Here is a 20,071-nt window from a genome sequence, read left to right on the forward strand (position 1 = left end):
GAGCGCGGCTGGTGGTACATCTCCCCGATCCAGGACGACTGGATCACTCCCGGCGATTACGTCACGGTCATCGACACCGGGATCGGCCGCGATCATCCCTCCACGACGGGGCACCACTACCTCGCCGAACGGCTGGCCGCGGCGGTGGCGGCCATCACCCGGTGATACTCTCGATCGGTACGCCTCCGTAGCTCAGGGGATAGAGCGTTGGTTTCCGGTACCAAAGGTCGCAGGTTCGATTCCTGTCGGGGGCACTGACGCAGAAAGGCCGTCCCGCAAGGGGCGGCCTTTCGCGTCGTCGGCCTCAGTCGGCCGCGATGCCTGTCGCGGCCCGTCTCGCGCCTCGCGGTCCGTGTTTCTGCACGAGCCGCGAGCGTAAGGGCGTGCCGCGAGATCTCAGCGATGACCTGGGCCTTCTCGCGGTCGGAACGCGCAAATAAGATCGGCCCGGAGCCGAAGCCTCGGGCCGATCATCTGCGAACTGTGGTTTCCGTATCCGGTTCCCTCGCGGGTCCCTTCGTCTCCGTATTCAGCTCGCAGAAGTAAAGATACTCGGCCGCGTTCGCTCGTCAAGAGTTCACCTCGAAGTCACCTCGATTTGAAGTTGAAGGTGAAAGATCCGACCAATTCGGCGGGCTCTGGGGCGCTGCCCGATCCGGCAGCCGTGGGCCGGCACGAGGCTATGCGCCGTTCGCGCACAGGGTGCGAAGAGTCGCTCAGCTGGCGCTTCTTGGCGCATTCCGGATCACCCCAGCCGCGCGCGGGAGGCGACGGCGTGCGGCGGCCTACTCGTGCGCCACCAGCTTGAGTCCGATCACGCAGCCCACGAGACCCAGGATCAGCAGCATCCGCACGATCGAGAATGGCTCCGCGCCCGTGATCATCGCGTAGGCGACGGTGAGAGACGCGCCGATCCCGACCCACACGGCGTACGCCGTCCCGGTCGAGATGTCGCGCATGGCCCACGCCAGGCCGCCCATGCTTGCGATGAGCGAGACGCCGAAGACCACGCTCGGCCAGAGTCTGGTGAATCCCTCGGACTTGCCGAGCGCGGTGGCCCAGACGGCTTCGAGGATGCCGGACAGAACAAGGATGACCCACGACACGGGACTCGCCTCCATGGCCAGTCTTGTCGCTCACCGGGTACTGATCCCTCGTCCGGGGATCCCTGTCCGGGATCCACCACCAGGGTACCGAGTGGGTCTGGGCACCCCCTGTGCACCGTTCATCCGTCACCTGCGTACGCCGTGACCCCGCTCACGCGTACGCCGGTGACGGATGAACCCGCGGTGGGAGGTCAGACCAGGAACAGCCCGTCCAGCAGACCGGGGTTGTGCGCGTGCACGAGCACCGAGAACACCACCGCGTCGAAGAGCAGGTGCACGGTCACGACGTAGGTGAGCGAGCGCGTGCGCTTGAAGATGTAGGCCTGGACGAGGGCGAAGGGGATGGTCAGCAGGGGCCCCCAGGCCTGGTAGCCGAGCTCCCACAGGAAGGAGACGAACACGGTCGCCTGCAGCAGGTTGGCCTGCCAATCCGGAAAGTGGCGTCGCAGCAGCGTGAACACGACGCAGATGAAGAACAGCTCGTCCCAGATGCCCACTGCGCCGACGCCGATGAACAGCCGCGCGATCATCTCTGGCGTGTCCACCACCGGCCAGTTCATGTAGACGCCCGAGGTGATGAAGTAGAACGGCAGGATCAGCCAGCCGAGCGCGAGGACGGCGAACAGCCAGCTCCACTGGAACGCCGTCCAGCGTCCGCCGCCGCGCCACGGGAAGCGGATCGCGTAGTCGCGGAATACGAAGCGCGACACGACGTACGGCACCACGACCGCGCCCCCCAGCCCCAGCGTGAACCGCACGAATGCGAGGTTGTCCAGCTCCGCAGCCAGGGGGATGGAGCTGACGATCAGCAGTCCGAGGGCGATGAGCGACAGATCGCGCAGCAGGCTGGGCGTGCGCGTCGGCGCACCTCCGGGCTGCGCGGGGAGGGACGCACGGGCGCTCTCGGCCTCGGCATCCGTTCGTGATCGCACGAGCCAGGCGGCGAGCATGCCGGCCGCGAGCAGCGCCCACCCGATCCACGGGATCCGCACGACGAAGAATGCCGGCGCCGCGAGGCACACCAGGAGTGCGGGGACGAGCCCGACCGATACGAGCGGGCGGGTGCCGAGAACGGCAGCGGGGTGAGCGGGCACCCTCTCAGTCTCCCAGGGGATGGGCGATCTCATCCTGCGGCATCCGTGCGGCGAAGATCGCGATGATGCCGAACGCGAGGGTCAAGACGCCCGCCGCGGTGAAGATCACCTGCAGCGACAGCACCTCGGACAGCGGCCCGGCGAGCGCCATCGACAGCGGCATCAGAGCGAGCGAGACGAAGAAGTCCAGGCTCGATATCCGACCCAGCATGTGCCGAGGGACGCGCCGCTGCAGCAGCGTCCCCCAGATGACGTTGCCGTAGCTGAACCCGAAGCCGATCGTGAACAGCGAGGCGAGCAGGAGCCAGTACTGGTCCGTGAATCCGACGATGATGAACGGAAGCGTGCTGACGCCCCACACCAGATTCATCGTGGTCAGGTACCGCCGCGGCAGCTTCCTCGAGGACACGACGATCGATCCGAGCACCCCGCCGGCTCCGTAGACGGCGAGCAGGAAGCCGAAGAGCCGCGGGTCATCGCCGATCCGTTCGCGGATGAGGAACGGCAGCAGCACCTCCTCGGGCCCGACCGCCACGAGCACCCAGAGCGTGGCGTACAGCAGGGTCCACAGCAGCCAGGGCGTGCGAACGGTGAAGACGACCGCTTCGCGCAGGTCGTGGAACACGCTCTTCGCGGAGTGGTCCTGGATCTCGTCCTCGCCCGCTTCGGATCGCGCGTCCGCGGAGTCGGACCCCTCCCGCGGCGGCTGCGCCGGCTCGGGACGCAGGAACATCAGGATGACGAATGCGGCACCGTGGGCCAACGCGATGACGACAGCCGCATGCGCCGGGATCAGTGCGGCCAGCAGCATGCCGGCCGCCGCCGGACCCGCCGCCTGCTGCAGGGCCGGGCGGATCGCCCCCTCCAACCCGTTCGCGGCGAGAAGCTGGCCCGGCGGCAGGAGGCGCGGCAGGATCGCGCTGTACGCCGGGAAGAAGAAGCCCGCACCGGCGCCGAGCGTGAACGCGACGACCGCCAATTGCGGGATGCCGACCGGCCCGAAGGCTCCGACCACGACGACGGAGGTGATCGCCAGGAACTCCGCGAGCGAGACCGCTCGCACGATGAGCCGGCGCGACACGCGGTCCGCGACGATGCCGCCCGGGATCGCGCAGAGCAGGAGCCCCGTGGCGTTCGAGGCAGCCACCAGGGACAGCTCGAGCGGACCGCCTCCGACCGCGATGACGGCGTAGACCATGACCACGGCCCACATCCCGGCGGCGAAGATCGACAGGACGACTGCGCTGAACAGCGCGCGGAAGTCGCGGTGCGCGAGGGGGCGCAGGATCCGCCAGCGATCGCGGACCGCCGCCGTCTCGGTCGCCTGGCGCTCCGAAGGGACGGATGCCGCATCATCCGCGTCGGTCATCCGCGCTCCTTACGCAGATAGGCCAGGTCGCGGATGTCGCGGCCCGCCCGCGCACCCTTCCGCTCGAAGGCGGTCAGCACCCGCCCGTCGAAGCGATCGGCCCACTCCCCCTCGAAGGCGCGGGCGAACTCGGGTGCGTCATCGAGCACCTCCCGCATCTGCCGCGCGTACTGCTCCCAGTCCGTCGCGAGCCGAAGCATCCCGCCGTCTCGGATCGCACCCGCCGCGATCGTCGCGAACTCGGGCGTGAGCAGGCGTCGCTTGGTGTGCTTGTTCTTGTGCCAGGGATCGGGGAAGAACACCCAGAGCTCGTCGACGGATGCCGCCGGCAGAAGGTGCTGGAGCACTTCGGGTGCGTTCGCCTCCACCAGGCGGAGGTTGTCGACGGCGGCGCGCTCGGCGCCCATCATCGTGCGCGCGAGGCCCGCGGTGAACACTTCGATGGCGAGGAAGTCGACCTCCGGTCGCGAGGAGGCGGCCGAGACGATCGCATGACCCTGCCCCGAGCCGATCTCCACGATGAGCGGGGCCCGCCGGCCCCACACCTTCCCGGGATCGATCGCCGCACCGGGTCGCACGCTCGTGGCCGCATCGTCGCGCGGCGCCTCGAGCACGTATCGGGGGGCGAGGTCGGCCCAGGCACGCTCCTGGCCGTCGGTCATCCGGCCGTTGCGGCGGACGAACGAGACGGGGCGATCGCGGAAGCTACCGGATTCGGACACGCTCCCAGGCTAACGAGCCGCGCGGACGCGCGACCGCCTGCGCCGGCTCAGTCCGCGACGAAGTCGATCAGCTCCTCGACTCGGCCGAGCAGCGCGGGATCAAGGTCGCGATACGTCGTGACGGCGCCAAGGATCCGCTGCCACGCCCGAGCGAGGTCGGCGGGGGTGTCCGACGGCCAGCCGAGCGCTCGGCAGGTGCCGACCTTGATATCGGTACCGCGGGGCACATCCGGCCACCGGGCGATGCCGAGCGCGCGCGGTAGGACGCACTGCCACACGTCGACGTACGGGTGCCCGACGATGCGGACGAACGGTCCGTGCAGTCCCCGCGCGATCGTGTCCGCGATACGGGACTCCTTCGAGCCGCTCACGAGATGGTCGACCAGCACGCCGTAGCGCCGGTCCGCGGAGGGGGGCTCGTCGTCCAACGCGGTGGCCAGCAGGTCGATCCCCTGCAGACACTCGACGACCACACCTTCCGCCCGCAGGTCGTCGCCCCACACCTTCTCGACGAGCTCGGCGTCGTGGCGACCCTCCACGAGGATGCGACTCGCTCGGGCCACGCGGGCGCGTGTCTCGGGAGCCGCGAAGGAGCCCGACGCGGTCCGCGCGGCCGAGCGTTCGACTGCCGCCTGCTTGGGGGGAACCAGGACGATGTCGTCCCCGTCGACGAGGAAGCCCGGCCCCAGAGGGAACAGCCTGCGCCGCCGCTGTCGGTCCTCGAGTTCGACCAGCCCGGACGCGACACTGACGACGGCGCCGCAGAATCCGTCGGCTGCGACCTCGACGACGAGGTCGGCGGATGCCTCGATCCGGGGCACGGCACGGCGATGGTTTTCGCGCCAGCCCGCGGCGAGCACGTCGGTCGCGTATCGATCGTCCATGGGTCCTCCCGAGATCGCCACGCTACCGGCGCGGCGCCCGCTCTTGCCGCACCGACACCCGCCCGCCGGGGCCCGGGGTCAAGGCCTACCGCGCCTCCCCCGCGTCTGCATAGACTCGATCTTCGGGGCCTGCACTGCGCGTCCCCGAGGAGGGAACGATGCGTGCGCGATGGGCTGTTGCGCTCACGATGGCGCTCACGCTGATTCTCGGCGGCGCTGCCGGCGCGGCCTCGGCCACCGGACCCGTGCAGCTCGCAGAGGGCTACGTCCTCGACGAGGTCGACGTCCTCTCGGCCGGCCAGGAGTCGCAGGCCCAGAGCCGCCTCGAGCAGCTCAAGACCGACACCGGAATCGACCTCTGGGTCGTATACGTCGACGAGTTCACCGATCCGACGAGCGCCCAGCAGTGGGCGGACGAGACCGCCGCGCTGAACAACCTCGGCACCACGCAGTACCTCCTCGCGGTGGCCACCCAAGGGCGGGCGTACTACATCTCGGCTGACTCTGCAGGTCCGGTGTCGGACGCGCAGCTGGGCGAGATCGAGCAGGCCGTGCAGCTCGAGCTGGCCGACGACGAGTGGCTCGGAGCAGTGGATGCCGCGGCGGCAGGGTTCGAGGAAGCCTCGGGCGGCGGAACCGCCAGCGGCGGCTTCCCGGCGGGCATCATCGTCTTCCTCATCATCGCCGCGATCGCCGTCGTCGTGATCGTCCTCGTCGTCCGGAGCCGCCGAAGGAAGAAGGTCGGCGGCGCACCGGGCCAGCCCCCCGCGGTCGAGCAGATCGACGTGAAGGAGCTCGCGCGGCGCGCGGCATCCGCCCTCGTCGAGACCGATGATGCCGTCAAGACGAGTGAGCAGGAGCTCGGCTTCGCGAAAGCGCAGTTCGGCGACGCTGCCACCGTCGAGTTCGAGCAGGCGCTCCAGCGGGCGCGGGAGAACCTCAACAAGGCGTTCACGCTCAAGCAGCAGCTCGACGACGCGACCGCCGACAGCGAAGAGCAGACGCGCGCGTGGAACGCGGAGATCATCCGGCTCTGCGAAGAGGCCAACACGGGTCTGGACGACAAGGCGGCCGCGTTCGACGAGCTCCGCCGCCTCGAGCAGAACGCGCCGGAATCCCTCGCGCGCATTCAGGAGCAGCGGACGAAGGCGTCGGCTTCCGTCGACACCGCCGACGAGCGCCTCGGCGCCCTCGCGGCCAGCTACGCGCCTGAGGCTCTGGCCACGGTCGCCGACAATCCGGACCAGGCGCGCCAGCGCATCGAGTTCGCCGACGACCAGCTCGCCGCAGCGGAAGTCGCGATCGGCGAGGGCAAGGGCGGGGAGGCGGCCGTGAGCATCCGCGCGGCCGAAGAGGCCGTCGGGCAGGCCGTCCTTCTGCAGGACGCCATCGACAAGCTCGGCCGCGACCTCGCTGAGGGCGACCGCAGCGCCGGAGCGCTCGTGGTGGAACTCGAGAACGACATCGCCGCGGCATCCGCTCTGCCCGATGCGGACGGTCGCGTGGCCGCGGCCATCAACGCGACGCGCCAGCAGGTCGACGCGGCCAAGGCGAACCTCTCCGGAACCGCGCGGCGACCGCTGCAGACCCTGCAGAGCCTGGAGGCCGCGAACGCCCAGATCGACGGTGTCATCGCCGGCGTGCGTGATGCCGCCGCGCGGGCCCAACGCGCCCAGCAGCTCATCGGCCAGCAGATCCTGCAGGCCCACGCCCAGGTCTCGGCTGCCGAGGACTTCATCACCGCGCGGCGCGGCGCGATCGGTGCGGAGGCCCGCACGCGGCTGGCGGAGGCGGGGGCGGCTCTGGTGCAGGCTCAGCAGCTGCAGGCGGCCAACCCGGAGCAGGCCCTGCAGTACGCGCAGCGCGCCAACCAGCTCGCGGGTCAGGCGATCCAATACGCGCAGAACGACGTCGGCGCATTCCAGGCCGGCGACATGGGCGGCCTGGGCGGCATGCTCGGCGGCGGTCGAAGCAGCGGGGGCGGCGGGATGCTCGGCGCCGTCCTGGGCGGCATCGTCATCAACTCGCTGCTGAGCGGCGGCTCGGGCGGAGGCGGCTCCTCGGGCGGCTTCGGCGGCATGTTCGGCGGTGGCGGCGGAGGCCGCATGAGCCCGGGCAGTTTCGGCGGCGGCGGGACCCGCGGTCGCCGAGGGGGTGGTCGCTTCTGAGCAAGCCCGGACGACCGCATCCTGCATCGCACCACACGCACGTTCCGAACCATCGATAGGAAGGAAACACAGATGGCCAAGCAGTCCATCTTCGGTCGCATCTCGACCCTCCTGAGGGCGAACATCAACTCGATGCTCGACTCGGCCGAGGATCCTCAGAAGATGCTCGACCAGCTCGTCCGCGACTTCACCAACAGCATCGCCGACGCCGAATCGGCGATCGCCGAGACGATCGGCAACCTGCGCCTGCTGGAGCGCGACCACGAGGAAGACCTCCAGGAAGCCACCGAATGGGGCAACAAGGCGCTGGCGGCGAGCAAGAAGGCCGACCAGCTGCGCTCCGCGGGCAGCACAGCGGACGCCGACAAGTTCGACAACCTGGCCAAGATCGCCCTGCAGCGCCAGATCGGCTCAGAGCGCGAGGCGAAAGCCGTCGAGCCGACGATCGAGTCGCAGACCGAGATCGTCGCAAAGCTCAAAGACGGCCTCAATGGCATGAAGCAGAAGCTCGAGCAGCTCAAGAGCAAGAGGAGCGAGCTGCTCGCCCGCGCGAAGACCGCCGAAGCGCAGGTCAAGGTGCACGATGCGGTCAAGTCGATCGACGTGCTCGACCCGACGAGCGAGCTCGGACGGTTCGAAGACAAGGTCCGCCGCCAGGAGGCACTCGCCGCCGGCAAGGAGGAACTCGCCGCATCGAGCCTCGATGCGCAGTTCAACGCCCTTGAAGACGTCGGCGAGCTGACCGAGGTCGAGGCGCGGCTCGCCGAGCTGAAGGCGGGGGCCTCGGCTCCGTCGCGGCAGGCGATCGACGCTCCGACGGCGCCGTACACGCCGTAGCGGTTGACAGACAGATGGGCGGGGGCTCGTTCAAGGCCCCGCCCATCTGTCGTCTCGCGGCGACCCGGCGCCGCCGCGTATGCATCACAGCCGGCGGTGAGCGAAGATGAGGTCATGGCCCGGTTCGTGATCGTCCCGCAGTGGCAGGGATCCCCGTCGTCGCGCGCGATGCAGCTGATCGACGGAGCGCAGGCGATCGCCGGCGACCTCCCCCGCGCATCCTGTACGACGATCGAAGTGCCGCTCGAAGCGGGCGAGGCGCTCGGCACGGGCGTCCTGCGCTTCAGCACGCTGCGCCGCACGCGCGAGCTGGTCGACCTGGAGCTCGGTCCCCATACCGAACCGGTCATGCTCATCGGCGGCGACTGCGGGGCCGCTGTCGGTGCCGTCGGGCACGCCGCGCATCGGCATCCGGACATCGCCGTGGTGTGGCTCGACGCGCACCCCGACCTGCACACTCCCGACACCTCCCCGTCCGGCGCCTTCAGCGGCATGGCGCTGCGGGCGATCCTCGGCGACGGGGCGACCGGTCTCGCCCTGGACGGCGAAGTCTCCGCCGCCCGCGTGGTGCTTGCGGGCGCCCGCGAGTACGAGCCCGCCGAAGAGGGTGCCTCCCAGCAATTGGCGCTGCGCACCGTGGATGCCGCCGCCCTCAGCGAACCCGACGCCCTGGTGAGCGCGGTCGTCGCGACGGGGGCGAGCGCGGTGTACATCCACGTCGACCTGGACGTGCTCGACCCTGCCGCGATGAGCGGGGTCACGGCATCCGTGCCCTTCGGAGTCTCGCTGGCCGATCTGGTGACGGCCATCGCGCGCGTGCGCGCCGCCCTGCCCCTGGTCGGCTCGAGCATCACCGGGTTCGCACCCGCGTCGCCGGCCGCGGCGGTCGACGACCTTGGCACGATCCTGCGGATCGTCGGAGCGCTCGCGTGAGCCCGATTCCTCCTCCTCCGCCCGGATGGCGTGAGGCGGCGGAACGCGCGCTGGCACGGGGCAGACGCATCGACCGGTTCCTGCCCTTCCTGGACTCGCGTGTGAGCCGGGCCGGCTACGCCTGGGGCACTACGGTCGGCGCGGTCTGGGGCGGCATCTGGAGCACCGGGCGCGTGGAACGACGCGGCGGACTCCTCATCTTCCGCGGGATGCCGCGGTGGGCGTACCGGCGAGGGGGCGTCTGCGTCGGCGGCTGCTACCTGACCGGTCAGGAGCCGGTCACCGACCGGATCGTCGCGCACGAAGCCGTTCACGCTCGGCAGTGGCGGCGGTACGGCTTCTGGATGCCGGTGCTCTACCTGCTCGCGGGACGCGACCCGCTGCGCAATCGATTCGAGATCGAGGCCGGGCTCGAGGACGGCAACTACGTGCCGCGCCGGGCCCGCTGACGCGGCGTGGCCGGAGCGACTTGCGACCACGCCGTGTCACGACGGAGTCCGGGTCTACTTCAACCCGTGAAGGTGCGCGTTGCAGCCGGCCGGTCCGAAGACCGTCACGACATCCGACGCTCCGCGCGGCGCCTCGAGCACGAACTCGCTGTCCTTCGCGTGCCCCCAGTTCTGGACGTTGCCCGGCCCTGCTGTGCCGCCTTCCGAGCCGTCCTCGAGCCCCGAGTACACGCACTCGGAGTTCGCATTCGCGGGGCCCCGGGTGTCCTTCCCGTTGCCGTTCACCTCGCCCGCGAAAGCGGCACCGCTGGTGCCGAGGATCAAAGCCGCACAGATCGCGGCGCACGCCAATGTCTTCTTCATTGCATCACCACCCCACACACGCGGGACGGCCGCATCACGCCCGCTGTCGGATCCCCAGACAGCGCCTTTTCTAGCACCGCGCGGGGGGCGCAACAAGGGCCCGAGCGAGCGGCGGGCGTGCAGCGCCCTCGCCGCCGTCGCAGAGACTGCTCGGGCTCAGCGCGCGGTCGAGAGACCGAAGCGCGCCGGCGTGTGGATGGCGTTTGCCGCGATGCCGCTGCGGGTCGTGAGGTGGTCGACGATGTCGGCTGTGCCGAGGTAGCCGCCCATCAAGAAGATGCGCGTATGGTCGTCGTCCGCACAGAGCATCTCGTCGGCCCACGCGGTGACGGCACGGGCGAGAGCCTGCCCCGGAGCGCAGCTCCGGCCGGAGCCGGGCTCGCCGGTGCGGGCCGCGCGGTCGAGCCACGTCACGACCATGCGGCTGGGCACCTGCAGATCGGTCTGCCACGCGGCATCCGGAATCTCGATGAACACACGCCCGGTCGAGCAGATCGGGAGCGTCGCCAGCAGCGCCTCGAGTTCGGCGAGCGAGTTCTCGTCCGCCGTGATGAGGTGCTGCACGCGCGTGTGCCGCGAGGCGCGGCAGGCGGAGGCGTTGTGCTCGGTGGTGTGTGTCATGACACACTCACTATAGCGCCAACAAAGGGTTGCCTAACCTTGCTTACGCTGTGAGACGCGCGAGGGCGCGGTGTCAGCCGCTCGACACGAGGACGCGCTGAAGTTCCCTCACCTCGTCATCACTCATCCCGTGCGCGCGCAGGTAGTCGGCAGCCGAGCCGTATCGCTTCGCCAGGCCGCCAAGCAGGTCGCGCATGACCGGAGCAGGCGAGCGGGTCGCCAGCTCTTCGAGGTGCACGGCCTCCGGGTGCACCGATCGCAGGTACTTCACCGCGCGGCGACTGCGCCACCGCGGGAGGAGCTCTTCTGTGCGGGCGTAGTCGGCCACGACGGCCTCGTGCTCGACACCGGCCGCCGCCAGCGTGAGCGCGATCGTGACCCCCGTGCGGTCCTTCCCCACCGTGCAGTGCACGAGCACCGGCTGGTCGGCGACGATTCCCCGCACGACTTCGACGACGCGGTCCGCGGAGTCCTCGACCAGCCGCCGGTACATCTCGTCGAGTGGCACGTCGTCCGCGAAGAACGACGCGACCGAACCGAGGAAGAGCGGCACCCGCTGCACCTCGGGTGTCAGGTCTCCGAGCCGGCTCGGGGCGTGGGACACCTCGTCGTCCGCGCGCAGGTCGATGATGCGACGGATGCCGAGGCTGCGCAGAGCGGCGATGCCGTCAGGCCTCAGGCGCGCGAGGTTACCCGAGCGGTAGAGGACCCCAGAGCGCGTGCGCGACGCTCCCGCGGGAAGCCCGCCGACATCGCGGAAGTTGACGGCGCCGGAGACCTGCGGGTCGGTGCGCCTGTTCACCAGGCCGCGCCCGAGGCGGCGTCGTGATCCTCTCCGGCCAGATCATCGCGCGGCGGGACGCTGTACCGGCCGGCGATCGCGACGCGGTTGAAGGCGTTGATCGAGACGAGGATCCAGCTGAGGCCGACATACTCGGTCTCGCTCAGGATGCCGCCGACTCGGTTGTACACCTCGTCGCTGACGCCCTCCTCGTGAATGAAGGTGAACGCCTCGGCGAGCTCCAGCCCGGCGCGCTCCCGATCCGAGAACACCCCCGACTCCCGCCACACCGGCAACTGGGCGATGGTGTCCACCGTGATGCCGGCCTTCGCGGCGCGCTCGGCGTGGACGCGCACGCAGTACGCGCAGCCGTTGAGCTGGGAGACGTGGATCTGGACGAGCTCCTTCAGGCGGGCGTCGATCCCCGAATCGTTCGCGATGCCGCCCACCGCTTTGGAGAACGCCGCGAGCGTCTGGTACGCATCCGGAGCAGACTTGGAGAGGTGCACGCGGGGCAGTTCGCTCATTGGACCAGCCTACCCAGCGGGCACGGCGGGCCGACCGGGCAGAATGTCATGGTGAGCGAACCCACCGACGAGTTCTCCTTCCTGCCCGAACAGGCTGCTGACGCCGGGATCGACGCGCCGATCCCTCACGGCGAGCGCCTCCGTCTCACCCTCGAGGACGGGCGTGCGCTGAGCGCGCTGCGGTACGGCGACGCGCCTCCGGTCGTGACCTTCCTGCACGGCGCCGGACTGAACGCGCACACGTGGGACACCACGATCCTGGCACTCGGCCTCCCGGCGCTGGCCATCGACCTTCCCGGCCACGGCGACTCGTCCTGGCGCGCCGACCTCGCGTACACCGGCCGCGTGCTGGCACCCGATGTCGTCACAGGCCTCGAAGCGTGGACCTCCTCCACGCAGCTGCTGGTGGGTCAGTCGCTGGGCGGCCTCACCGCCGCCGCCGTCGCGGCATCCCGACCCGATCTCGTCCGCGAGCTCGTGGTCATCGACATCACGCCGGGTGTGGACCCGAATGCGGGACCGACGCAGATCCGGGACTTCTTCGCCGGCCCCACCGACTGGGCGTCGCGCGACGAGATGGTCGACCGGGCTCTCGCGTTCGGGCTCGGCGGTTCCCGCAAGGCGGCCGAACGCGGCGTCTACTTCAACTCGCGGATGCGCCCGGACGGCCGCTTCGAGTGGAAGCATCACTTCGCCCACCTGTCGGCGGCGATGGCGAATGCGGCGACGTCGCGCGCGGGCTCGGTCCCCGAGCCTGCCGAAGGACAGGATGCCGTCTCCGCGGTCCTGTCCGAGAGCGGATGGGACGACCTCGCGGCGGTCACCGCACCGATCACGCTCATCCGCGGAGACCACGGCTACGTCACCGACGCCAACGCTGCGCAGTTCGCCGAGCGGGTGCCTTCGGCATCCCTGGCTGTCGTCGCATCCGGGCACAATGTGCAGGAGGAGCTCCCCGTCGACCTCGGTGCACGACTGCGAACGCTTGCGGGGAAGGGTTAACGCTTCTGTTGCGTTCCGTGTACCGGGCGCAGAACCACCTGCGGGGGTTCTCTAGGCTGGACTACCGGGCCGACCTGAATCCCGCAGAGTCGCCCTCGAGGCATCCGGACAGCAACGGATGCCCATCCGAAAGGACCCCCATGCTCCGCCGTACCGCCCTCGCCGCCTCCGCACTGCTCGCCGCGGGAGCGCTTCTGCTCACCGCCTGCACTGGAGGCGGTTCCTCGCCCGACCCGACCACGACGAGCGAGCCCGACACCGACGCCTCGGCGATCATCCGGCTGGTGCTCGAGCCCGGAAACCTGGACATCCGCGAGACCGCGGGTGCGGCGCTGGACCAGATCCTGGTCGACAACATCTACCAGGGACTGGTCTCGCGGACCCCCGAGCAGGACATCGTGCCCGCTCTGGCTGAGGACTGGGAGATCTCGGAGGACGGTCTCACCTACACCTTCACGCTGCGCGAGGGAGTCACGTTCCACGACGGCCAGGAGCTCACCCCGCAGGATGTGGTGTGGTCGCTCACCACGCGCAAGAACACCCCGGAATGGCGCGATTCCGCTCGACTGGCGAACGTGGCGACGATCGTCGCCGACGGGCAGGACATCGTCCTGACGCTCGCCGCACCGGATTCGAGCCTGCTGTGGAACCTGACCGGTCGGGCCGGGCTGATCCTCAAAGAGGCTGACACGGTCGACTATCAGACGAAGGCCAACGGCACAGGGCCGTTCATCCTCGACACGTGGCGGCAGGGCGACAACATCACGTTCGCGCGCAACGACGCGTACTGGGGCGAGCCTGCACAGGTCGCCGAGGTCGTCTTCGACTACATCCCCGACAACCAAGCGGCGCTCAACGCCGCCCTCGCTGGTGAGGTCGACGCCGTCACCGGGTTCGACGCGAACCTGAAGGAGCAGATCGAGGCCACCGGAGACTTCGCGCTGGTCCTCGGCCAGTCGACGGACAAGGGAACGCTGGCGTTCAACCAGGCATCGGGTCCCCTGGCCGATAAGCGCGTCCGCCAGGCGATCCGCCAGGCGATCGACCACGAGGCGTTCATCGAGGCAGGGCAGTCCGGCGAGACCCTGTACGGACCGATCCCTTCGCTGGACCCGGGCTACGAGGATCTGGCGGATGTCGCCCCGTACGACCCGGAGGCGGCGCGCGCGCTGCTGACTGAAGCGGGCGTCGAAGACCTCACCCTCCAGCTGACGATCCCCAGCTTCTACTCCACGACGATTCCGCAGATCCTCGTGTCGGATCTGAACGAGGTCGGAATCACCCTCGAGGTCAATTCCGTCGACTTCCCGACCTGGCTCAACGACGTGTACGTCAACAAGGACTACGACCTGAGCTTCGTGCTGCACACCGAGGCGCGCGACTTCGAGAACTGGGCGAACCCCGACTACTACTTCACCTACGACAACCCCGAGGTGCAGCGCCTGTACGCCGAATCCATCGCCTCGACCGACGAGGGCGAAGCCGCCGACCTGCTCGCGGATGCCGCGCGCATCGTCTCGGAGGATGCCGCGGCCGACTGGCTCTACAACGGCGCGTCCGTCGTGGCGGTCGGCACCAACATCACCGGAATGCCGTCCGTCAACGTGAACGAGCGCCTCAACCTCGCAGAGCTCGCCAAGAGCGACGGGTGATCCGCTACGCGCTGACGCGACTGGCCCTGCTTCTGCTCGGGCTGCTCGTCGCCAGCGTGCTGATCTTCCTCACGCTCCGCGTGCTCCCCGGTGATATCGCCCAGCTGATCGCCGGCACCAACAGCACCCCTGAGCAGGTCGAGGCGATCCGGGAGCGTCTGGGATTGAACCAGCCGCTGCCGGCCCAGTACCTCGAGTGGATCGGCGGCGTGTTCCGCGGAGACCTGGGCTCGTCGCTGCTCACCGGGTCCACCGTGGCGTCCGAGCTGGCGGAGAAGTCCCAGGTGACGGTGCCGCTGGGCATCCTGTCGCTCACGATCGCCCTGCTGTTCAGCCTGCCGCTCGGCGTGCTGTCGGCGATGCGACGGGGGCGACGCGCGGGCACGGCCCTGAGCGTCGGGGCGCAGGCGCTGGCCGCCGTGCCCGTCGTCTGGGCAGGCATGATGCTCGTGGTCGTCTTCGCCGTATGGCTGGGCTGGCTGCCCGCTCAGGGGTTCCCGCGCACCGGCTGGCAGGATCCCGCTGCGGCGTTCCGCTCACTGCTGCTGCCCGCTCTCACGATCGGCATCGTCGAGGGCGCGATGCTGATGCGGTTCGTGCGCAGCGCGACGATGCAGGCGGTCGGACAGGATTACGTGCGCACGGCGGCCGCGAAGGGGTTGACCCGCAACACCGCCCTGATCCGCCACGGACTGCCGAACGTCGGGCTCTCGGTCATCACCGTCCTGGGCCTGCAGGTCGCCGGGATCATCGTCGGCGCGGTCGTCATCGAGCAGCTGTTCTCATTGCCCGGAATCGGGCGGATGCTGGTCGCGGATGTCAGCGCGCGCGACCTTCCGAAGGTGCAGGGCGAGCTCCTCGTGCTCACCGGCTTCGTGCTCGTCGTCGGCTTCGTCGTCGATCTGGTTCACCGCCTGGTCGATCCCCGACAGCGGGAGGCGACGTGACCGGTTCGATCAGCGCGTCGGCACCCGCCGAACGGAAGTCGCCCGTGCGGCGCCGGTTCGAGTGGCTGCGCCGCCTCTGGGCGCTCTCCACCGGGCGCTTCGGGCTCATCGTCGTCTCAGTGGTCGCCCTCACCGCCCTCATCGCCCGGTTCTGGACGCCGTTCGACCCGCGGCAGGTCGAGATCGCGGACCGATGGGCGCTGCCCGGGCTGCCGCACCTTCTGGGAACCGACGGGTCGGGGCGCGACATCCTGAGTCTGCTCATGGCGGGTTCGCGGACGACCGTGATCGTGGCCGTCGGGGCCGGAGCGATCGCGACGGTGCTCGGCGTGGCGCTCGCGGCGCTGGGCGCCTTGACGGCGCGGTGGGTGCGCGAGTCGGTGGCGGTGTTCGTCGACATCCTGATCGCCTTCCCGGTCCTCATCATCGCCATGATGATCAGCGCGGTCTGGGGCGGCTCGCTCGCCGTGGTGATCTGGTCGGTCGGCATCGGCTTCGGCGTGAACATCGCCCGCGTCACCCGGCCCGAGCTGCGCCGGGTGCTCCACAGCGACTTCGTGCTCGCCGGTCGCGCCTCGGGGCTCTCGCCCCTCCAGAACCTGTGGCGTCACCTGCTTCCGAACGTCGCGCCGGTCTTCATCGTGCAGCTGTCGTGGGGCATGGCGGTGGCGGTGCTCGCCGAGGCCGGGCTGTCTTACCTCGGATTCGGCGCACCGGTGACCGAGCCCTCGTGGGGGCTGCTGCTCGCCGAGCTTCAGCAGTACATCACCGTGTACCCGCTCTCGGTCCTCTGGCCCGGGCTCGCGATCACGTTCACCGTTCTCGGGCTGAACCTCCTCGGCGACGCGCTGCGCGAAGCGACCGACCCGACGCTGTCGCGCGGCCGCGACCCGCTGCATCCGCCGCGCGGAGCGATCCGCCACGTGCCGGAGGTGGTGGCGTGAGTCTCGAAGTCACCGACCTCACCGTCGACATCGGCGGCCGGCGCGTCGTGGACGGCGTCTCGTTCGAAGTGCCGGACGGCGCCCGGGTCGGCCTGATCGGCGAATCCGGCTCCGGCAAGTCCCTGACGGCGCTCGCGATCCTCGGACTCCTCCCCGACGGCGCCGAGGCGGGCGGCAGCGTGCGCTGGGACGGTCGGGAGCTCATCGGCATGACCGACCGCGAGCTCGCGACACTGCGCGGCGACGAGATCGGGATCGTGTTCCAGGAACCCCGGACCGCGCTCAACCCCATCCGCACCATCGGGCGGCAGATCGCCGAGTCGGTCCGCATCCACGAGGGCCTGTCGCGCGGCGAGGCCCGCGCGAGGGCGGTGGCCGAGGCATCCCGGGTCGCGCTCCCCGATCCCGACCGCGTCGTGGCGCGATATCCGCACCAGCTCTCCGGTGGCCAGCGACAGCGCGCCGCCATCGCCATGGCGCTCGCGTGCCGTCCGCGCCTGCTGATCGCCGACGAGCCGACGACGGCGCTCGACGTGACGATCCAGTCCGAGATCCTCGAGCTGCTCCTTTCGCTCGTCGAGGACGACGGCATGTCGCTGGTCTTCATCACCCACGACCTCGCGGTCCTGTCGAAGATCGCGACCGATGGAGTGGTGCTCGAAGACGGCCGGGTCGTCGAGCACGCGCCGGTGTCGACGCTGCTCACGGCGCCCGCGTCGACGGTCACACAGGGTCTGCTGCGCGACGCGACCGCGACCCTGTGGCGACCAGGGGGTCTGGGGTGAGCGAGTTCCTGGTCCGCGCGCGAGGTCTGACGCGCCGCTATCCGGTGCCCAAGCAGGCTCTGTTCGAGCGCACCACCTACACGACGGCGCTCGACGATGCCGACCTCGATGTGCGGACGGGATCCGCCCTCGGGATCATCGGCGAGTCCGGATCGGGCAAGTCCACGCTCGTGCGCCTGCTTCTCGCCCTCGACTCGCCGACCGCCGGGACCGTCCAATTCGACGGCAGACCGGTGGATGCAGCAGCCAAGGCGCAGTCGCTGCACTGGCTGCGGCGCGAGACCGGCATCGTCTTCCAGGATCCGTACGCCTCGCTGGACCCGCGGATGAGCGTGGGTCGAATCGTCGCCGAGCCGCTCTGGGCGCTCGGCGTCGACGTCGACCGGCGCGCAAGGGTTCGAGAGGTGCTCGAGGAGGTCGGGCTGGAACCCGACATGGCCGACCGGTTCCCGCACGAGTTCTCGGGCGGGCAGCGACAGCGGATCGCCATCGCGCGCGCGGTTGTGCACCGCCCGCAGCTTCTCGTCGGCGACGAGCCGCTCTCCGCGCTCGACGTGACCGTGCGTGCCCAGATCCTGGAACTCCTCAGCGAGTTGCGCGTGCGCGACGGACTGACCCTCATCCTCGTGTCGCATGACATCGGCGTGGTGCAGAGCCTGTGCGACGAGGTGGTCGTGATGAAGGACGGGCGCATCGTGGAGGAGGGTCCGACCGAGAAGGTGCTGCTGCAGCCCCAGGTCGCCTACACCCGCCGCCTGCTCGCGTCGATCCCCGTGATCGATCCCGGATCGGCCTGAGTGCCCTTCGCGTCCGGGCGCGGTGGTATCGGGGTGATCGAGGGCGGATTTTCCCGGTTCACCTGTCACATCCGGTCGGGATCCGCGGCGTAAGCGGCAGATCGTGACAGGCGAGCGGTCCACCACGCCGCCGGCGCACCACTGCGCGGGCAAGGCTCCCACACGGAGACGTGTCGTGCGGGCGGGTTAGCCTCGAAGCATGACGCACGCGATCGTCCCCCCCTATCTGCTTGCCCGCATCGCCGCGACCCGTGAGCCCACCTGGGCCCGCGCCGCCGAGGCCGCGCGCGCCACCCTTGAGACGCCCCGGGAGTACCGGCCGGTCCGCTCCCGGCTGCGCATGTCCATCGAAGAGCCGGGCACGCTGGTCGTCGAGAGCGGACCGGCTCCCGACCGCACGATCTCCGACGCGCAGCGGCTCGAGCGCCTTCCCGGTGTGCGGGTCCGGGGCGAAGACGACCCGCCGAGCGGTGACGTCGCGGTCGACGAGGCCTTCGACGGGCTCGGCGCGACCTTCGACTTCTTCTGGGACGCCTACCAGCGCAGCAGCATCGACGGCCTCGGCGGCCCGCTGCTGGCGACCGTGCACTACGGCCGCGACTATGACAACGCCTTCTGGAACGGCGAGCGCATGGTCTTCGGCGACGGCGACGGCGAGGTGTTCGTCGGATTCACCGGTTCGCTCACCGTGATCGCGCACGAGCTGACCCACGGCGTGACCGAGCACGAAGGCGGGCTGCTCTACGAGGGGCAGTCCGGAGCCCTCAACGAGTCGGTCTCCGACGTGTTCGGTGCCCTCACCGAGCAGCACCACCTCGAGCAGTCGGTCGACGAGGCGAGCTGGCTGATCGGCGCGGGCATCTTCACCGACGCCGTCGAGGGCGTCGCGCTCCGCTCGCTCGCCGCTCCCGGCACGGCGTACGACGACGACGTGCTCGGCCGCGATCCTCAGCCCGCGCACATGGACGACTACGTCCAGACGCAGGACGACAACGGCGGCGTGCACATCAACTCCGGCATCCCGAACCACGCGTTCTACCTGACGGCGCGTGCGCTCGGCGGGCGCGCGTGGGAGCGCGCGGGGCTGATCTGGTACCGGACGCTCACCTCCGGCACCGTCCCCTCCACCGCCGACTTCAGCACCTTCGCACGGGCCACCCTGACCGCGGCCGAGGCGGAGTACGGTGAGGGATCGGAGGAGGTCGACGCGGTGCGGGCGGGCTGGACCGGCGTCGGGGTGCTCGATGACGGAAGCGACGACAGGGCCTGAGGGCAGCGAACCGGCCGACCGGCCGGAGAACGAGACCGCGCGCAGCGTGGTCGCCATCGCGGTGACGGTGACCCGCACCGGCGGATTCGCCGGCCTGCGCCGGACCTGGCACGCCCAGCCCGACTCGGACGAGGTGCCGCGCTGGATCGCCCTCATCGACACCTGCCCCTGGGACGCCGCCGACCCGACGCGCGACATCGCGCCTACGGGCGCGGACCGCTTCGTGTGGCGCGTCGACGCCCGTTGCGGCGACGCGGAGCGGGAGGCCGCCCTGGCCGACCCGGAGGTGCAGGGCCCGTGGCGCGAGCTCATCGACGCGGTCCGTGCGGCGACGGCCACGTCCACGGGCAAGGGCCCCGGAACGAACACCCGCCGCGACGGAGGCCGCTGACTCAGCGCCGGAAGAGCCCCTTCTTCTTCCGCGGCTTGAGGTGCTTCTGCAGGTAGATCGTGCCCAGCCAGCGGCCGAACTTGAAGCCCACCCGGCCCATGCGCCCCACTTCGACGAACCCGAGCTTCTCGTGCAGAGCGACGGATGCCTCGGCGCCCTTGTCGCTGATCACCGCGACGATCTCGCGGATGCCGGCCTCCTCGCACGCATCGACCAGCGCCTCGAGCAGAGCACGGCCGAGACCCTTGCCTGCAGCCGCGTGTCCGAGGTAGATGGAGTTCTCGACCGAATAGCGGTAGGCGGACTTGCTCGACATCGGCTGCACGAGGGCGTAGCCGAGGACCTGTCCTGACGGCGACTGGGCGACCAGGAACGGGAGATTGAGCTTCGCGAGGTAGGCGGCCTTCTCGCGCCACTGCGCGAGAGTCC

General features: G+C 70.1%; 22 protein-coding genes, 1 tRNA gene and 1 riboswitch. Of the genes, 13 read left to right on the top strand and 10 right to left on the bottom strand.

All coding sequences use genetic code 11. The features are described from left to right. The first annotated feature begins 181 nt into the window (after positions 1 to 181). Positions 182 to 254 (top strand) — tRNA-Arg (locus VFX99_RS00735). A 531-nt stretch (positions 255 to 785) separates the two neighbouring features. Here VFX99_RS00735 and VFX99_RS00740 read toward each other — a convergent pair. The 5 genes from VFX99_RS00740 to VFX99_RS00760 form a co-directional block, all read right to left on the bottom strand. Next, a complete protein-coding gene (locus VFX99_RS00740; RefSeq protein WP_329664406.1) occupies positions 786 to 1,106 on the bottom strand; it encodes a multidrug efflux SMR transporter in 321 nt (106 codons plus the stop codon). A 12-nt stretch (positions 1,107 to 1,118) separates the two neighbouring features. Further along, a riboswitch (guanidine-III (ykkC-III) riboswitch) is annotated at positions 1,119 to 1,184 on the bottom strand. Between the two features lie 113 nt (positions 1,185 to 1,297). Continuing rightward, entirely contained in the window at positions 1,298 to 2,233 is a 936-nt protein-coding gene (locus VFX99_RS00745) for a type II CAAX prenyl endopeptidase Rce1 family protein (RefSeq protein WP_414684303.1), read from the bottom strand. After that, positions 2,205 to 3,569: an MFS transporter gene (locus VFX99_RS00750; protein WP_329664408.1), complete on the bottom strand. Its 1,365-nt coding sequence runs from the start codon at positions 3,567 to 3,569 to the stop codon at positions 2,205 to 2,207. Before VFX99_RS00750 ends, VFX99_RS00745 begins: the two co-directional genes overlap by 29 nt. Next, positions 3,566 to 4,231 (bottom strand): tRNA (guanosine(46)-N7)-methyltransferase TrmB, encoded by a 666-nt coding sequence (gene trmB, locus VFX99_RS00755; RefSeq protein ID WP_329664426.1) that lies wholly within the window; start codon positions 4,229 to 4,231, stop codon positions 3,566 to 3,568. The genes VFX99_RS00750 and trmB overlap by 4 nt, the downstream gene beginning before the upstream one ends. Positions 4,232 to 4,338: 107 nt before the next feature. Beyond that, positions 4,339 to 5,175, bottom strand: coding sequence for a DUF3097 family protein (locus VFX99_RS00760; protein WP_329664409.1), 837 nt, complete (start codon positions 5,173 to 5,175; stop codon positions 4,339 to 4,341). A gap of 158 nt (positions 5,176 to 5,333) precedes the next feature. Between VFX99_RS00760 and VFX99_RS00765 the strand changes: the two genes are divergently transcribed. From VFX99_RS00765 to VFX99_RS00780, 4 genes are all read left to right on the top strand, one after another. Continuing rightward, positions 5,334 to 7,343, top strand: coding sequence for a TPM domain-containing protein (locus VFX99_RS00765; RefSeq protein ID WP_329664410.1), 2,010 nt, complete (start codon positions 5,334 to 5,336; stop codon positions 7,341 to 7,343). 72 nt (positions 7,344 to 7,415) lie between these two features. After that, positions 7,416 to 8,180, top strand: a complete 765-nt coding sequence (locus VFX99_RS00770) for a PspA/IM30 family protein (RefSeq protein ID WP_329664411.1) — start codon at positions 7,416 to 7,418, stop codon at positions 8,178 to 8,180. Between the two features lie 114 nt (positions 8,181 to 8,294). Next, positions 8,295 to 9,113: an arginase family protein gene (locus VFX99_RS00775; RefSeq protein WP_329664412.1), complete on the top strand. Its 819-nt coding sequence runs from the start codon at positions 8,295 to 8,297 to the stop codon at positions 9,111 to 9,113. After that, the gene (locus VFX99_RS00780) at positions 9,110 to 9,562 is read left to right on the top strand and encodes a Fe-S oxidoreductase (protein WP_329664413.1); all 453 of its coding nucleotides are present in this window, start codon (positions 9,110 to 9,112) and stop codon (positions 9,560 to 9,562) included. The genes VFX99_RS00775 and VFX99_RS00780 overlap by 4 nt, the downstream gene beginning before the upstream one ends. 54 nt (positions 9,563 to 9,616) lie before the next feature. Here VFX99_RS00780 and VFX99_RS00785 read toward each other — a convergent pair whose 3' ends face one another. The 4 genes from VFX99_RS00785 to VFX99_RS00800 form a co-directional block, all read right to left on the bottom strand. Beyond that, a complete protein-coding gene (locus VFX99_RS00785; RefSeq protein WP_329664414.1) occupies positions 9,617 to 9,925 on the bottom strand; it encodes a hypothetical protein in 309 nt (102 codons plus the stop codon). Positions 9,926 to 10,081: 156 nt separating this feature from the next. Further along, complete coding sequence (locus VFX99_RS00790) at positions 10,082 to 10,546, bottom strand: SIP domain-containing protein (RefSeq protein ID WP_329664415.1); 465 nt, start codon at positions 10,544 to 10,546, stop codon at positions 10,082 to 10,084. Between the two features lie 73 nt (positions 10,547 to 10,619). Beyond that, entirely contained in the window at positions 10,620 to 11,348 is a 729-nt protein-coding gene (locus VFX99_RS00795; protein ID WP_329664416.1) for a tyrosine-protein phosphatase, read from the bottom strand. Next, the gene (locus VFX99_RS00800; RefSeq protein ID WP_329664417.1) at positions 11,345 to 11,854 is read right to left on the bottom strand and encodes a carboxymuconolactone decarboxylase family protein; all 510 of its coding nucleotides are present in this window, start codon (positions 11,852 to 11,854) and stop codon (positions 11,345 to 11,347) included. Before VFX99_RS00800 ends, VFX99_RS00795 begins: the two co-directional genes overlap by 4 nt. A 48-nt stretch (positions 11,855 to 11,902) precedes the next feature. Between VFX99_RS00800 and VFX99_RS00805 the strand changes: the two genes are divergently transcribed. The 8 genes from VFX99_RS00805 to VFX99_RS00840 all read left to right on the top strand — a co-directional run bounded on the left by VFX99_RS00805 (position 11,903) and on the right by VFX99_RS00840 (position 19,642). Next, positions 11,903 to 12,856, top strand: coding sequence for an alpha/beta hydrolase (locus VFX99_RS00805; RefSeq protein WP_329664418.1), 954 nt, complete (start codon positions 11,903 to 11,905; stop codon positions 12,854 to 12,856). Between the two features lie 140 nt (positions 12,857 to 12,996). Continuing rightward, positions 12,997 to 14,508, top strand: a complete 1,512-nt coding sequence (locus VFX99_RS00810) for an ABC transporter substrate-binding protein (RefSeq protein ID WP_329664419.1) — start codon at positions 12,997 to 12,999, stop codon at positions 14,506 to 14,508. Then, complete coding sequence (locus VFX99_RS00815) at positions 14,505 to 15,455, top strand: ABC transporter permease (protein WP_329664420.1); 951 nt, start codon at positions 14,505 to 14,507, stop codon at positions 15,453 to 15,455. The genes VFX99_RS00810 and VFX99_RS00815 overlap by 4 nt, the downstream gene beginning before the upstream one ends. 44 nt (positions 15,456 to 15,499) lie before the next feature. After that, on the top strand, positions 15,500 to 16,399 hold the full coding sequence (locus VFX99_RS00820; protein ID WP_329664427.1) for an ABC transporter permease: 900 nt from the start codon (positions 15,500 to 15,502) through the stop codon (positions 16,397 to 16,399). Then, a complete protein-coding gene (locus VFX99_RS00825; RefSeq protein ID WP_329664421.1) occupies positions 16,396 to 17,184 on the top strand; it encodes an ABC transporter ATP-binding protein in 789 nt (262 codons plus the stop codon). The genes VFX99_RS00820 and VFX99_RS00825 overlap by 4 nt, the downstream gene beginning before the upstream one ends. A gap of 44 nt (positions 17,185 to 17,228) precedes the next feature. Continuing rightward, the gene (locus VFX99_RS00830) at positions 17,229 to 17,981 is read left to right on the top strand and encodes an ATP-binding cassette domain-containing protein (RefSeq protein ID WP_414684304.1); all 753 of its coding nucleotides are present in this window, start codon (positions 17,229 to 17,231) and stop codon (positions 17,979 to 17,981) included. 199 nt (positions 17,982 to 18,180) lie between these two features. Continuing rightward, on the top strand, positions 18,181 to 19,251 hold the full coding sequence (locus VFX99_RS00835; protein ID WP_329664423.1) for a M4 family metallopeptidase: 1,071 nt from the start codon (positions 18,181 to 18,183) through the stop codon (positions 19,249 to 19,251). Beyond that, complete coding sequence (locus tag VFX99_RS00840) at positions 19,226 to 19,642, top strand: protealysin inhibitor emfourin (protein ID WP_329664424.1); 417 nt, start codon at positions 19,226 to 19,228, stop codon at positions 19,640 to 19,642. Before VFX99_RS00835 ends, VFX99_RS00840 begins: the two co-directional genes overlap by 26 nt. A 1-nt stretch (position 19,643) precedes the next feature. On the opposite strand, the gene VFX99_RS00845 is transcribed toward VFX99_RS00840, so the two are convergent. Further along, a partial coding sequence (locus VFX99_RS00845; protein WP_329664425.1) for an N-acetyltransferase family protein occupies positions 19,644 to 20,071 on the bottom strand: 428 nt, incomplete at its 5' end.

It is taken from the genome of Microbacterium sp., from assembly GCF_036277215.1.
Classification (GTDB): Bacteria; Actinomycetota; Actinomycetes; order Actinomycetales; family Microbacteriaceae; genus Microbacterium.